Origin of the sequence: Caballeronia sp. dw_19 (genome assembly GCF_018449515.1) — a bacterium.
Classification (GTDB): Bacteria; Pseudomonadota; Gammaproteobacteria; order Burkholderiales; family Burkholderiaceae; genus Caballeronia.
Genome location: NZ_JAAVUQ010000032.1, coordinates 46,022 through 60,483 on the forward strand (window position 1 = coordinate 46,022; position 14,462 = coordinate 60,483).

Here is a 14,462-nt window from a genome sequence, read left to right on the forward strand (position 1 = left end):
GCAGCCGGTAACTCATGCAACAACGCCTCTGGAGGCCACCATGTCCGAACCGATTATTTCGTCGCATATGATCTCGATTGACCACATACAAATCCGCTCAGCGCGGCCGTTCGATGAGGTCCGCCGAAAACTTGAGGAGACCGTTCCGCAACTCGACCGAGCCATCATGGCGGCGTTGAACGAAGGCGATCAGGCGCGCGCCCAAGACTATGGAGACCGCGGTCCGAAGCTCTCGATCTTCCTCGTGCGCGATCACGGCGCGCTGTTGCAGATTGCCGGCGCGGCCCGCAAGGCGCTTCAATACGAGATCGGCAATCCTCTGACTGCTTCCAAAATGACCCGTCACCAACTCGCTGCGGCACTCTACGCACCGTTGCGCGTCGCCCTCTACGAGGACGAACAGGGACGCGGAGTCTTTGAATACGACAGGCCATCATCGTTCTTTGGCCAGTTCGGGGACGAGCAGATCACGGAAATCGGGCGCGATCTCGACGATGAGCTAAGGGCTGCCCTGCTCGGTGCCGCCAGCTAGGAGTACCGTCAAGATTCGGGCTGGTTTGTACGCTTGCGATCTGAAAAAAGTCCCACTGCATAAAGATGGACACAAACCGCGCTTCGAGCGGTTGAGCCGCGGACAATCACATCACAGCAAGTGCTTAGATTGATCGATTGTCCAGCGACGCTATCGTACGTCGGCGTCCGAATCTTGACCGCACCGCTTGTCCTGCATGCCCTCCAACGGATCGGTGACTTGGATAACCATTTGGGATGCTGGAAGATCATCCGACGAACAAATGTCGAGCCATCAAGAGCTTGCCGCCGCGACCGGCGTGAAGGTGTACTTCTGTGACCCGCACAGTCCCCGGCAACGCGGTACCTGCGCAAACACCAACGGGTTCCTGTACCAGTATTTGCCTAAAGGCATGGACGTATCGGTCTACAGTCAAGGCGAACTCGACGCTATCGCCGACAGCTTGGACAGCCGGTCGTGCGCCGCTCACGCGTTCCATTCGCCATTCGAGGTCTTGCTGCAACCCTTGCTTCAGCAAGCCAATCTCCAGGCTCTAAACATTACCCCCTGTCGCACTTCACCCTTGAAACCGCCCTGTCCTGTTTCTCATCGCTGGAAAACTCGACTTCTCACGCTTCAATGAACGCGCCCGCTAAGCCCCGTTACCCATTCCGTTTTAAAAAGAGCCAGCAAAAGCTCGCACAAGAAGGCGCCACTACCGAAAGCTCACCGAACATTGATCTGAGTCATGATGTGAAGATTTCCGCGACAGCATGATCGTAACCGCTATACGCGTGGATTTGCAGTTCCGCCCGTGCTTCAGCCGATCAACCGGATGATTGCAACCTGCTGGGAATTGAAATGAAACCTATGTGGTCGCCGGCCAAGACGGCGGAGATTTCAGCGCGGCTAGACCGATTGCCGCCATCGCGATATGTCTGGAAATTGGTTCTGCTGCTGTCGTTTGGCGGTATGTTCGAATTCTATAACCAATTCCTTGCAGCCTATGCAGTCCCTGGGATGGCGGCTTCGGGGCTGTTCACTCCCCAATCCCTCGGCATATTTGGCGTTCTCTCGCATCTGGGTATCTCCGGTGCCGGTACATTCGTCTTCGCCACCTTCTTTGGCCTCTTCGTAGGCACTATTGTATTTGGTTCGGCTGCAGATCGATTCGGTAGACGATCCGTGTTCGTGTGGTCGATGGTCACGTATTCGATTGCGGCATTCATCCTGGCTTTTCAGGCGACCGGCTTCGGCGCCGACCTGTTGAGCTTTTTCGTTGGGGTGGCTCTCGGCGTGGAGTCCGTGACGATCGACACCTATATCTCCGAACTCATACCAGCCGCCGAACGCGGACGTGCGATCGCAGTCAATCAGTTCGTCCAATTTTGTGCCGTGCCCATCGTAGCACTGCTGGCGTGGCAACTCGTCCCTCGCAGACCATTTGGATTTGATGGCTGGCGATGGGTTGTTCTAGTGGGTTCGACAGGGGCCGTAATCGTGTGGTTGATCCAACGGCGATTGCCCGAATCTCCTCGCTGGCTGGCACGCAGAGGACGAGAGGCAGAGGCTGAATTGATAACCGCCAAAATAGAAGCAGCGGTCGCGGCTGAGTTGGGACGCGATCTACCTGCTCCCGGTCCCGTTGCTGTCGAAGCGGCCGCCACGAGCGATGACATAGGCGCAATCTGGCGGACGCCCTATCGGCGCCGAACCATCATGCTGTCGGTGTTCAACTTCTTTCAAACGATCGGTTTCTACGGTTTTGCTTCCTGGGTGCCAACTTTGCTGATCGCCAAGGGCATTCACATCACCACGAGCCTTGAGTACTCTTTTATCATCGCGGTGGCGAACCCCTTGAGCCCACTGGTGGGCACGCTCATCGCCGATCGGATGGAGAGGAAGTGGGAGATTGTCACAGCCGCCAGTCTTGTCGGCATCTTTGGGCTGTTGTTCTCTCAGCAGAGTACCGCCATCTTGCTGATTGCATTCGGGGTATTAGTGACCCTGTCTAACAATTGGATGTCATTCGCCTACCACGGTTACCAGTCGGAACTGTTCCCAACCCAGATTAGATCGCGGGCAGTGGGGTTCGTCTACTCATGGAGCAGACTATCAGGGGCGTTATCTGGGCTAATGATCGGTTTCTTTCTGCAGAGCTTTGGTGTCACTGCAGTCTTTCTGTTTATTGCCTTCAGTATGGTGATGGTCATGATTTCGATCGGCGTGTTCGGTCCCTTGACGCGGGGCCTCACGCTGGAGCAGATCTCACACTGAGGGCCGGAGCCCTGGTCTCTCAGCGATTGATATGGATCAATGCGATCCGCCGCGGCTCGGAGCAGCATTTCTTTTTGTGGTGTGCACGACGCCTAATGAGAAGGATATCTAACCATGAAGCGAACGACCGAATTCAAGCAGTACCTGCTGGCTCCAGAGATCCTGCTTTGCCCCGTGGCGCATGATCCGCTGTCTGCAAAGATCGCACAACGGGTCGGGTTCAAGGCAATCGGTGCCATGGGTTATGCGAATTCCGCAGCATTGATCGCGGCCCCGGATGTCGAACTCCTGACCTTGACGGAGATGGTGGACTGCGCTTGGCGTATTGCGGATGCAACCGACCTTCCCGTTCTGTGCGACGGCGATACAGGTCACGGCAACATTACCAACGTGATCCGATCGATGAAGCAGTTCGAGAAAGCCGGGATAGCGTCGATCTTTTTTGAGGATCAGGTCTCCCCCAAGCGATGCGGTCATATGTCGGGCAAGAACGTGATTCCAACCAACGAGTTCGTCGCGAAGATCAAGGCTGCGGTTGACACGAGGGTGGACGAAGATCTCATGATCATGGCGCGGACTGATGCGCTCGGCGTGCACGGCATAGAAGATGCAATAGAACGCATGCATCGATACATCGAGGCCGGCGCCGACTACGCTTTCGTCGAAGCGCCGCGGACAATCGAGCAGATGCGCCGACTCACGAAGGAGATTAAGGCTCCGATGCTGGCGAACATGATCCCAGGCGGGGCCACGCCAATCATCGCAGCCAGCGAGCTTCAGGAGATGGGATTTGCAATCGCTATCTACCCGAACGCGGTGACATATGCTTATGCGCGCACCGCAACAGACATCCTCAGCGAACTGCTTCGGACAGGCACCACCGCTGGATTCGCAAACCGCATGATCGAGTTTGAAGAGTTCAATGCATTGGTCGGTTTGCCTGCGATTCGCGGCAATGAAGTGAAGTACTACGCCGGGGTTGAAGGCGACCGGACTGCGGACACTGACTGAGTTGCGCACCGATCGTCGTGCACGAGCGGAATTCTTGCACGTGGTTTCATTCTCGTGGCCGGTTTCGACCTTACACGGGCGACCGACTTGTAGCAATTACCCGCTCCTGCCCGTGCAACTGGAGGGTAATCCATCCGCCGCCGTGACACAGGCGACACGGTTTTCGATTGCATCTGTATCCAGATACGAAGCTGAGTAAACCATCATGCCAAACCGATCCGAGCCCACGTCTGAAGATGCCATAGGCGGGATAGCACTGTTCCACGATCCGCGACTGAATCGATCGACGGCGTTCTCTCAGGCCGAACGCGAACGCTACGGCTTGCTTGGCTTTCTGCCGGAGCAGGTCGAGACCGAGGAGTTGCAACTGCAGCGGGTGCTCGAGCAGATAGACATCAAACCGAATGATCTGGAGCGCTACATATTCCTGTCGTCACTACACGATAGCAACGAGACGCTTTACTATCGGACCCTGATGTCGGACCCCGCACGGTTCATGCCACTCGTCTATACGCCAACCGTCGGCGAAGCCTGCCAGAAATTCGACCGTATCCTCCGTCAGCCGCGCGGCCTGTATCTCGCTATCAACCGGAAGGACCACCTCGTCGAGATCCTGCGCAACTGGCCAGAGAAAGACGTGCGCTTCATCGTCGTGACCGACGGCGAGCGCATCCTCGGCTTAGGCGACCTCGGCGTCGGCGGGATGGGGATCCCAATCGGCAAGCTCTCACTCTACACCGCCTGTGCCGGTGTGCCGCCAAACCTCACCCTGCCGATAACACTCGACGTTGGCACCAATAACGAGGGCCTGATAGCCGATCCGCTCTATCTCGGCCTGCGCGCGCCACGCATCACGGGCCAGGCCTATGACGAATTCATCGAGGCCTTCGTGAACGCAGTCGCGACAGTTTACCCGCGCGCGTGCATTCAGTTCGAGGACTTTGGCTTCGCCCACGCGTCCCCCATCCTTGCCCGTTACCGCGAACGGATCTGCTGCTTCAACGATGATATCCAGGGGACAGCGTCCGTAGCACTCGGAGGGTTGATTGCAGCGCTGAAGATCGTCGGTGGATCGCTCTCCGAGCAGCGCTTTCTGTTCCTGGGCGCCGGCACCGCCGCTACGGGGATCGCCGGGCTGCTCGTTCAGGCAATGGTGATGGACGGGGTGGAGAAGGAGGCCGCGGGCCAGTGCTGCTGGCTGTTCGATATCAAGGGCCTAATCCAGTCGAAACGGCAGGACCTTGCCGACTTTCAGCAACCGTTCGCTCACGAGCACGATGCAATCGACGAGTTTACTGTAGCGATTGAGACGCTCAAGCCAACAGTGATCATTGGCGTCTCGACCGTAGCAAAGGCTTTCAACCAAACCGTAATAGAAGGGATGGCAAGAATCAACGGGCGACCGATTATCTTCCCGTATTCGAACCCAACCTCGCGTTCGGAGTGCACTGCGGAGGAGGCGTACAAATGGTCGGAAGGGCGGGCGGTGTTCGCTAGTGGCAGCGCGTTCGGCCCCGTCCACGTCGGTGATAAAACCTTCGTCCCGGGACAAGGGAACAACGTCTATATCTTTCCGGCCATGGGCATGGCCATCTACGCGACACAGGCCATGCGCGTTACTGACGAGATGTTCATCGTCGCGGCGAAAGCGCTTGCGGAACAGGTGACGCAAGCCAATCTGGACGTCGGACTGATCTACCCGCCGCAGGGCGATATTCTGAAGGTCTCGCTCAAAGTTGCAACTGCTATCGCCAGCCACGTCTTTGACCGCGGATTGGCAGGCGTGGAACGACCCAGCGACGTCGAGTCGTTCATCGCGGAGAAGGCTTATGTGCCGAATTACCCATCGCTTGGCTGATGTCGATCGGCGACGAGGATCGCTCGTCATGCAGCCGGGATCCGCTCAAGCAGATCAGGGCGGCAGAGTGTCACGCTGTAGAGGAACCACAGTGCCGCGACGGTCCGATTCTTCGTCGACCACGACGTGCCGCCAGATGACTTGGAGACGGACGCTAACGTTCCCATCGAATTCGTTGGCAATGGTGCGTTGCAGAGCGTTCTGCCGGATGCCTGCAGCGGTTGAAAGTCTAGCGCAAAGGAATGAGACTCTTCATGAGCCAACGTCTCACGATGGTGGCTCACCCGTTCGCCCTAACTCTAAACACAACCAGTCGCCGGCACCTTCACTAAGGCTTACTTAGAAGAGAGGGCCGTACCATGCGCAACGAAATCGAGTTGTTTACGGTTGACGCGAGCGGTTCTTCCACGGAGATGGAAGGAATCAAGGCTCTATTAAACGCCAATAATCTTGAGCTTGATCGTCAAGTGAGCAGCTTCGTGGTATGCCGCCGGGGTGGCGACATCATTGCATGTGGCGGCCTCGATAAAAATTTGATTAAAGACGTCGCCGTTGCCTCGGATTACCAAGGTATTTCGTTGAGTCTCACATTGGCTACCGCGCTTACCAGACTGGCCGCGGACAATGGTCATACGCATCTCTTTTTGTGCTGCCAGCCGGCCAAGGTCAACTTGTTTCGCGGCTGGGGGTTTTACCCGCTCGCTGAAGTGCCTGACCAGATCGTCCTGATGGAAAACAGTCCAGTTGCTATCAGGAAGTACTGCGACCTACTTGGTGCCGAAAGAAAACCTGGTACTAATATTGGCTGCATAGTGTTGAATGCCAACCCGTTCACACTAGGCCATGCTTATTTGGTTGAGGTTGCGAATGCCCAATGCGATTGGCTCCATGTTTTCGTGGTGAAAGAAAACGCCTCGCAATTCTCGTACTTGGATAGGCTCGCCCTAGTGCGGCAGGGTCTCAAAGAACTGGGAAAACTTACGATACACCAAGGTTCCGACTATATTATCTCCCGCGCGACATTCCCCGGCTATTTTCTTAAGGAGAAGGCGGTCATCGATAGTAGTTGGGCTGGGATAGATCTTCTGGTGTTCCGCAATTATATTGCTCCAGCTCTTGGGGTCACTCGTCGTTACGTCGGCACCGAGCCGCTGGATGCGGCAACAAGCAAGTACAACACAGCCATGGAATTCTGGCTCCGACGGGCAGATTCCCAGGCAGGACCGGTCGAGACAGTGGTCGTCCCACGCAAGTGTGTTGATGGCAGACCAGTCTCTGCATCTGCGGTGAGAAAGCTGCTGTTGCAACACGATTTTGCAACGTTAGCCCAGCTCGTTCCTCCTTCAACGCTTACCTTCCTCGCGTCTGGTATGACCGGAAACCGCGACGGCCGCCCAGTAGGAGGTCCGTGAGAATGAAAGTTATTAAAGAAGCATTAGCCGGAACATTAGAGTCCAGCGATCTGCTGGTAAAAGTCGCGCCAAATGACACGCTCGATATCGTCATTCGAAGCACGGTCATCAAGCAGTTTGGCAAGCAGATCAGACGGGTTGTCATTGAGACGCTGAGTCAACTCTCGGTTGGCGAAGGTTCAATTGTGATTGAAGACAAAGGTGCCCTGGATTGTGTGATCAAGGCGCGCGTTCAAGCTGCCGTGTTGCGTGGTGCCGCCTGTGACGAGTTGAATTGGGAAAAACTATTATGAAATTGCGTCGAAGCATGCTCTTTGTTCCTGGTGACAACGCCGGCGGGGTGAGCACCGCGTTTGTGTATAAACCTGACTCAGTCATGTTCGACCTGGAAGATGCGGTCTCACCACGTGAAAAGGATTCAGCTCGGCTCATGGTGTTTCAGGCCCTACGCCATCCATCTTGGCAGGACATTGAGACCGTCGTCCGGATCAACGAGCTCAACACGGAATATGGCCTAAAGGATCTGGAAGTTGCAGTTCGGGGCGGCGCAGATGTGGTGCGTCTGCCCAAAACGGAAACCGCTGACGACATCCATAAACTCGAATCGGAGGTGGCACGTATCGAAAAAGAGTGCGGCCGCCCACTCGGTGAAACCAAACTCATGGCTGCCATCGAATCGGCCTCGGGCGTTGTCAATGCTGTCGCCATTGCGGTGGCTTCGCCGCGCATGATAGGGATCGCCATCGCTGGTTTTGACTATCTCGTCGATATGGGAACGCAACGCAGCGATGGATTGGAGCCCGAGCTGTTCTATGCGCGGGCAGCCGTGCTCAACGCGGCGCGAGCGGCCCACATCGACGCCTTCGACGTAGCATACGGCGACGTGGAGGACGACCAGGGATTTTTGCGTGAGGTGTCGATTGCGAAGAACCTTGGCTTCAACGGCAAGTCATTGATACATCCGAGACAAGTCTCGCTTTTACACAAAGCCTACGCGCCATCGGCAAAAGAGCTGGATTACGCGAAACGTATCGTGGCGGCGTCGGAAGATGCCAAGCGAGCTGGGTTGGGGGTGATCTCGCTGGACGGAAAAATGGTTGATCGGCCCGTGATCCTGAATGCGGAAATGATAATAAAGCGTGCCGAAGCGGCTTAGACCCATTTGACCCGGAAGGTTAGACTATGACTGATGCTCTTGAAGTCCTAAAGAAACAGGAGCCCGATCTGGGTCGACTCCGGGTGTTCGCCGGTGCTAACGCACAAACTCATTTTCTGGCGACGGCCGAGCTAAAACTTCATCGAAAGATTTGCGCATCCCTAGAGGAGGCGATCAGTAAGTCGGAACTCAAAAATGGAATGACAATATCGTTCCATCATGCGTTTCGCGAAGGCGATAAGGTGATCAATACTGTCGTCGACGCCCTGGCAAAGCTCGGGTTCAAAGACATGACCCTTGCGGCCAGCTCGCTGCTAAGTTGCCACGACCCACTTATCGAACACATCAAGACCGGGGTAATCACCCGGATCTACACATCCGGCTTGCGTGGCAAGCTGGGCGAAGCAATCTCGAATGGATTGCTGCCGCATCCGGTGCAGATACATTCGCACGGTGGACGGGTGAATCTGCTTCAAACGGGCGAGCTCGCCATCGATGTCGCTTTCCTTGGAGTGTCTTGTTGCGATGAGTTCGGCAACGCAAGCGGTTCCCATGGAAAACTTATTTGCGGGTCGCTTGGTTATGCGATGATCGACGCACAGTACGCCCGAAAAGTGGTCCTGCTGACCGAGGAAATCCAGGCGTTCCCAAGCCATCCGGCAAGTATCTCGCAAGACCGGGTCGACTTCGTTGTAACGTTGGCTCAGGTCGGGGACCCCTCCCTTATCAGCTCGGGCGCGACACGCGACACGAAGGATCCCAGGGACCTCTTGATCGCCGGCCTTGCGGTCGACGTGATCGAGCATTCGGGCTACTTCAACCAGGACTTCTCGCTGCAAACGGGCACGGGCGGAGCGTCGATTGCAGCAACGCGCTTCCTGGAAGACCGCATGTCGCGCAAGGGAATCACCGCCAGTTTCGCATTGGGTGGGATCACGAGTGGGATGGTGGACCTCCACAAGAAAAATCTGATAGCAACGATCGTCGATGTACAGTCCTTCGACAGCGACGCTGCGGAATCACTGCGTACGGATACAAACCATATCGAAATTACGGCGAACGAATATGCAAATTCGGCTTCGAAAGCCGCATACGTCGATCGGGTAGACGTCGTGATACTTGCCGCGCTTGAGATTGACATCGATTTCAACGTCAATGTCATTACCGGCTCAGACGGTCTTATGCGTGGCGCATCTGGCGGACATTGCGACGTCGCGGCAGGAGCCAATTTGACAATCATCGTAGTTCCATTGGTGCGCGGACGTATTCCTTCAGTTGTCCGAAACGTCACGACGCTAGTCACCCCCGGCGAGTCCGTCGGTGTGCTGGTGACTGATCACGGTATCGCCGTCAACCCAAAGCGTCCAGAAGTGGAAAAACGTCTGCGCGATGCTGGCTTGCCCGTTGTAACCATTCAGGAACTGCAAAAAAGGGCAATAGCCCTGACTGGCGAACCGGAGCCTCTTGAGTTTGAGGACCGTATCGTCGGCGTAATCCGGTATCGCGACGGCAGCGTGATCGATGTTGTTCGCAAAGTTAAGAGCTGATGGACCCGATTAAATGCGACGCGATAGAGAGCATGGTCAGCCTCGAGAAAATCCTGGCTGCACGAGAACATCGCGTCGCCAGGCAGGCCGCCGCCCTTGCTAAATTCGGGATGTCTGTTGTGTCCGTTACCATCGTCATGCCCGGCCCCGTAAAGGGAGGCCGGTTGGCGCGACGTGCAATGGAGGTTGCGCTCGAGACGTTAGACGCTTTGTTTGATGCCAGGAGGTGGCTTGTCCAATCGCGCGAAACCTTGTGGGCCGGCACGGGTCCGGAAGCACTGTATGTCGTTGATGCGGATCCGAAAACCCTGAAGTCAGTACTGATTGAACTGGAGGACCATCACTCGATAGGCAGACTGTGGGATTTGGACGTGATCGGAGTCCTGGAAGGCGGTCTATCACGCAAAGCCTTTGGATATTCGCCGCGACGGTGCCTGGTGTGCGATCGACCGGCACGCGATTGCGGACGATCACAGCGGCATCCGACGTATGAGTTATTGGCTTTAATAGAGGCTATGGTGACCAAGTATGACTCGCGCTCATAGCGCTTGGTCCCAATACTGTTCACTTGATAAGAAAGGTCTGCGAAAATATCGCACCATTTCACAAATTTATTACGATTTGGTATGCGAACCGTATTACATACCAACATGAAGTATGTCGAACGTCTCGCACACGATAGGCATCGACTCATCCAATACACGTCCGATCCGAAGACACTCGTTAGAGAAGAAACGCCAGTGCTCCGTCTGCCAAGGTTCTGTCGCGACAGAACCGGAAGCTTCAACCGCGGAGCGCCACAGTAACCACAATGAGAGCCGAGAAGATCAGCGTCGGGGCGAGATGCCCGCGCGATCACCGGAAAACTATTTCGGTGGTCGTTTTCATTTCTTTTTGAAATGAATTTAAGCCAGATCGTTCAGGCAGTCCGCTTTTTCAGGGCATAAGGCGTGGAATTTTTTTGTTTACTTGTTCAGATTGTGTGACGATCATATATTCATGAAATGAATCCGCCCACACGACCGGGCACGCCCGGTCCCGTCGCCCAAAAAGGAAGTGGTAAATGTCGAATATCGTTGAGACCCTGGCCACTCGGGCCAGAGTTACCGTGCGCTGGCGGTGGGCCGTCGTGATCGTGCTCTTCGGTGCGGTCGTGGTGGGGTTTTTCGATCGCATCAGCGTGGCCGTCCTGTTTACCAACGCCGATTTCTATACGAGCATCGGCACGGGCTTCAATCCCGCGAAGCTCGGTTTTCTGATGTCCGGCTTTCTGCTTGCCTACGGTTTCTCGTCCCTCGCGCTCAGCGTGGTCGGCGACATCTTCGGCCAGAGCCGCACCCTCGCTGCCATCGCCGCGCTGTGGGGCGTGTTCATGGCGGCGATGGGCGCATCGAGTTCTTATGCCGCCATGATGTTCCTGCGCATTGCACTGGGCATCACGGAAGGTCCGCAGTTCTCGTTGATCTCGAAGGTCGTCCACCGCTGGTTTCCGGAAGGCGAACGCGGCCGCGCCAATTCGGTGTGGATGGTGGGGAGCCCGATAGGCTCGGCCATTGGATTTCCCCTCTCCCTGTGGCTCGTGCACAGCTATGGCTGGCGCGCGCTCTTCTTCGTGTTCGGCGCGCTCAGCTTCTTCTTCATGTCTCCGCTGATCTTCGCGGTTACCAGGGACCGCAAGGAGGCCATGCCGATCGAAACGGTGGCCGCGCCCAAGCAGAAAGTGGACTTGAGCCTGTTCCTGGGGAACTATCGCTTCTGGCTCGTCACCCTATATGGATGCGGTCTGCTGATGTATCTCTGGGGCTTGAACAGCTGGCTGCCGACCTATCTGGAACGCTCGCGCCATTTCAATTTGCACGACATGGGCATCTATTCGTCGCTGCCGTTCATCCTGATGTTCATCGGCGAAGTCGCTTCGGGCTTCATTTCCGATCGTCTGGGCAAGCGCGCGCTGCTGTGCGCCATCGGTCTCTTCGGCGCGGGTTGTCTGCTTTACGTGGGCACCATCATCGCCGATCCTCACCTCGCGGCAATCGTCATCGCCCTGAGCGCCGGTTGTTGGGGCATCGGGTTGCCCGCGCAATACGCACTGGCCATGGACATCATCCCGGCGCCCGTGATCGCCACCGGCATCGGCGTGCTGAACGGCATCAGCAATCTGACGGGTGCGTGCGCGCCCGCGTTGATCGGCTGGATTGTCGGGCGTACCGGAAGCTTCCAGACGGGGCTGCTCGTGATCGTGTTCGCCAGCGTGCTGGGTTCATTGGTGATCCTGCCGCTTGCGAGGCGGTATTGACCGGCCATAGCGCCGTGACACATCGGGAAACGAACATATGACAGGACGAAGCAAGGTTCGCATTGCGCACCTGAGCGGCCCGACCGCCACCATCCAGAACACACCGCCGCTCGTTACCTCCAACAAGGCGCGGGCGCGGCACGGCCTGCCCGCCCGTGCCGATGCCGACGGCAGGCCGATGAAGTTCGATGCGCTGCGTGCACAACGGCTCGCGGCCCCGGTCAGGGTCTACGTGGAGCAGTTCTCGGCGCATCCGCTCGAGGCGGACGCCGCTGAACTCTATGGCTCGCCGGACGGCTACCTTGGCACGGACGGCGCGTTCAGCAAGGAGCGGCGCGACGACAGCGACAAAGCCGTGTATGAAATAGAGCTTTCCCCCGAGGACGGTCTCTATCCGCTGCCCTACATGGCGCTGCAAGCCGATGGCAGCGCGTGGGAAGAGGAGATGGCGGTACCGGGCGGCGCGGAGGAGAAGGCGCGCCAGGGCTTTTTCCCGGACGGCTCGCGCAGCTTCGAGGAAATCGACCGGCTGTCGATCGAAGGCGCCGGCACCGCCAGTGCCATTTCATCGCGGGCCGAGGTGGACTTCTATCGAGTGATGCCACCCGGAGGCTTCAAAACGGGGCTGCCGGCTGCCTTGCGCACGGACGTCGGCAGCGGCGACATCGCGCCGGAAAAACGCGGCCGGCATTTCAACGGCTACCGGCCCTATCACCTGGCAAGCGCACCGCGCCGGCCATCGCTCGCCAAGATCACGAACGATGCGCAAGCCATCGCAGGCAGCGGCAAGTATGACGGGCTCATCTGGACCCAGGGCAGTCCGCAACTCGAGGAAACCGTCTACTGGTTCAACCTGCTGATCGATACGACGCTGCCTATCTGCGGCAATGCCGCGCAGCGCCCGCACGGCCAGATGAGCGCCGATGGTCCGCAGAACATCGTGGATTCCATCGCCTTCGTCCAGTCGGGTATCTGGAAGGACGCCGCGGGCAGGAACCGTTGCGGGACCGTCGTGGTGCAGGAACAGCAGTACTTCGCGGCCCGTGAGGTGACAAAGGTCGACGCGCGCCCAGGCGGCTATCGGGCAACGGGCGGCCACGGAGGCATCCTCGGCCAGACGAGCCACACGGGACAGACCGCGCTGATGTATCTGCCAGCCTATAAGCATACCTATCTGTCCGATGTGAACATCAGCAAGCTTCCGTCCTCGAACCGTGCCGTGCGGAGGACGAACGGCACGCTGGAGCTTGTCGACATCACGGTGAAAGACCGCGACGGCAAGCTGACCGAAGAGGCGATCCCGTCGGTATCCATCATCAAGGACGGAAGCTATCTGGACGAGGAATACGATTCGGTATCGGACGACGCGGAGGACCTCATCGCGCTGATCGAATACAAGCTCAGCCTCGGGCGCCTGACCGGCTTTGTTGCCGAGGGACTCGTGCCCTATGGGCGCCTGCCCTCCTCATTGCGCGACAGGCTGGTGGTCAAGGCCGCATTCAGCGGCATACCCACAGTCCGCGTGGGACGTGGCGCGCCGGAAGGCTTCGCCGATCGTTTCCCGTTCACCCTTGCCGGTTCGAACCTGACCGCCATCAAGGCCCGTCTTGCCTTGATGGCTTGCCTGATGAAGTTCGGCGCGTTGCCGATCGCGACGGACCCCGCCAACCCGACCGACGCCGAGAAGGCCGCCACCACCGCCGCGCTGGAGCAGTACCAGGCCGTGTTCGATTCTCACTGAGGGAGCAGCCTTCTACATGCCCGAGCGGCCGTCCCAGCGCCGCACGGCCCGCGCATCGATGTCGAAGAGATCCAGCACGCGGCCGAGCGTATGGTCGACCATCTCCTCGAGCGTCGCGGGCTTGGCGTAGAACGCGGGTACCGGTGGATAGACGATCGCCCCGGCGTCGGTGACGGCCGCCATGCTGCGGATATGACCCGCGTGCAGCGGCGTCTCGCGCACCATGAGCACGAGGCGCCTGCGTTCCTTGAGCATGACATCGGCCGCGCGCGATATCAGCGAGCCGGTACAGCCCGTGGCGATCTCGGAGAGCGTCTTGATCGAGCACGGCGCCACGATCATGCCGTCCACACGAAACGATCCGCTCGAGATCGCGGCGCCGATATCCGCATTGGGATACGACATGTCCGCAAGCGCCTGCAGGTCGGTCATTCGCAATGACGTCTCGTGCGAGAGGGTCACTTGCGCCGAACGGCTCATGACCAGGTGCGATTCCACTTCCGCCCTTCGCAACATCTGCAGAAGGCGCACGCCATAGATCGCTCCGGACGCGCCGCTGATCCCCACCACGATACGGCGCCGCGATCCGGACCGGTCATTCATCTCGCTCTCCTGCCTCTGTTGTTCTCATGCGGCACCATGAGCGATGAAGC

At 57.8% G+C, this 14,462-nt stretch carries 13 protein-coding genes and 1 pseudogene; 13 read left to right on the forward strand and 1 reads right to left on the reverse strand.

Annotated features, from left to right (window positions below; genetic code table 11):
* Window positions 1-40: 40 nt before the first annotated feature.
* The 13 genes and pseudogenes from HB376_RS30835 (at window position 41) to HB376_RS30890 (ending at window position 13,809) form a co-directional block, all read left to right on the forward strand.
* Window positions 41-532: a DUF302 domain-containing protein gene (locus HB376_RS30835; protein WP_213767456.1), complete on the forward strand. Its 492-nt coding sequence runs from the start codon at window positions 41-43 to the stop codon at window positions 530-532.
* A gap of 259 nt (window positions 533-791) precedes the next feature.
* Window positions 792-986: pseudogene (locus HB376_RS41330) on the forward strand (IS30 family transposase); the annotation flags it as partial.
* Between the two features lie 2 nt (window positions 987-988).
* Window positions 989-1,288, forward strand: a complete 300-nt coding sequence (locus HB376_RS30840) for a hypothetical protein (RefSeq protein WP_213767457.1) — start codon at window positions 989-991, stop codon at window positions 1,286-1,288.
* Window positions 1,289-1,372: 84 nt separating this feature from the next.
* On the forward strand, window positions 1,373-2,788 hold the full coding sequence (locus HB376_RS30845; protein WP_213767458.1) for an MFS transporter: 1,416 nt from the start codon (window positions 1,373-1,375) through the stop codon (window positions 2,786-2,788).
* 114 nt (window positions 2,789-2,902) lie between these two features.
* Window positions 2,903-3,799, forward strand: a complete 897-nt coding sequence (locus tag HB376_RS30850) for an oxaloacetate decarboxylase (RefSeq protein WP_213767459.1) — start codon at window positions 2,903-2,905, stop codon at window positions 3,797-3,799.
* 205 nt (window positions 3,800-4,004) lie between these two features.
* A complete protein-coding gene (locus tag HB376_RS30855) occupies window positions 4,005-5,657 on the forward strand; it encodes an NAD-dependent malic enzyme (protein ID WP_213767460.1) in 1,653 nt (550 codons plus the stop codon).
* 359 nt (window positions 5,658-6,016) lie between these two features.
* Window positions 6,017-7,069, forward strand: coding sequence for a [citrate (pro-3S)-lyase] ligase (gene citC, locus HB376_RS30860; protein WP_213767461.1), 1,053 nt, complete (start codon window positions 6,017-6,019; stop codon window positions 7,067-7,069).
* Window positions 7,070-7,071: 2 nt separating this feature from the next.
* Window positions 7,072-7,362: a citrate lyase acyl carrier protein gene (gene citD, locus HB376_RS30865; protein WP_213767462.1), complete on the forward strand. Its 291-nt coding sequence runs from the start codon at window positions 7,072-7,074 to the stop codon at window positions 7,360-7,362.
* Window positions 7,359-8,225, forward strand: coding sequence for an aldolase/citrate lyase family protein (locus tag HB376_RS30870; protein ID WP_213767463.1), 867 nt, complete (start codon window positions 7,359-7,361; stop codon window positions 8,223-8,225). The genes citD and HB376_RS30870 overlap by 4 nt, the downstream gene beginning before the upstream one ends.
* Window positions 8,226-8,251: 26 nt before the next feature.
* A complete protein-coding gene (gene citF, locus HB376_RS30875; protein WP_213767464.1) occupies window positions 8,252-9,772 on the forward strand; it encodes a citrate lyase subunit alpha in 1,521 nt (506 codons plus the stop codon).
* Window positions 9,772-10,317 carry a citrate lyase holo-[acyl-carrier protein] synthase gene (gene citX / locus HB376_RS30880; protein WP_213767465.1) on the forward strand — a complete coding sequence of 182 codons (546 nt, stop codon included), beginning with the start codon at window positions 9,772-9,774 and terminating at the stop codon, window positions 10,315-10,317. Before citF ends, citX begins: the two co-directional genes overlap by 1 nt.
* A 518-nt stretch (window positions 10,318-10,835) precedes the next feature.
* Window positions 10,836-12,068 carry an MFS transporter gene (locus tag HB376_RS30885; RefSeq protein ID WP_213767466.1) on the forward strand — a complete coding sequence of 411 codons (1,233 nt, stop codon included), beginning with the start codon at window positions 10,836-10,838 and terminating at the stop codon, window positions 12,066-12,068.
* Window positions 12,069-12,105: 37 nt separating this feature from the next.
* Window positions 12,106-13,809 (forward strand): asparaginase domain-containing protein, encoded by a 1,704-nt coding sequence (locus HB376_RS30890; RefSeq protein ID WP_213767467.1) that lies wholly within the window; start codon window positions 12,106-12,108, stop codon window positions 13,807-13,809.
* A gap of 12 nt (window positions 13,810-13,821) precedes the next feature.
* On the opposite strand, the gene HB376_RS30895 is transcribed toward HB376_RS30890, so the two are convergent.
* Window positions 13,822-14,412, reverse strand: a complete 591-nt coding sequence (locus HB376_RS30895; RefSeq protein ID WP_213767468.1) for a UbiX family flavin prenyltransferase — start codon at window positions 14,410-14,412, stop codon at window positions 13,822-13,824.
* Window positions 14,413-14,462 lie beyond the last annotated feature (50 nt).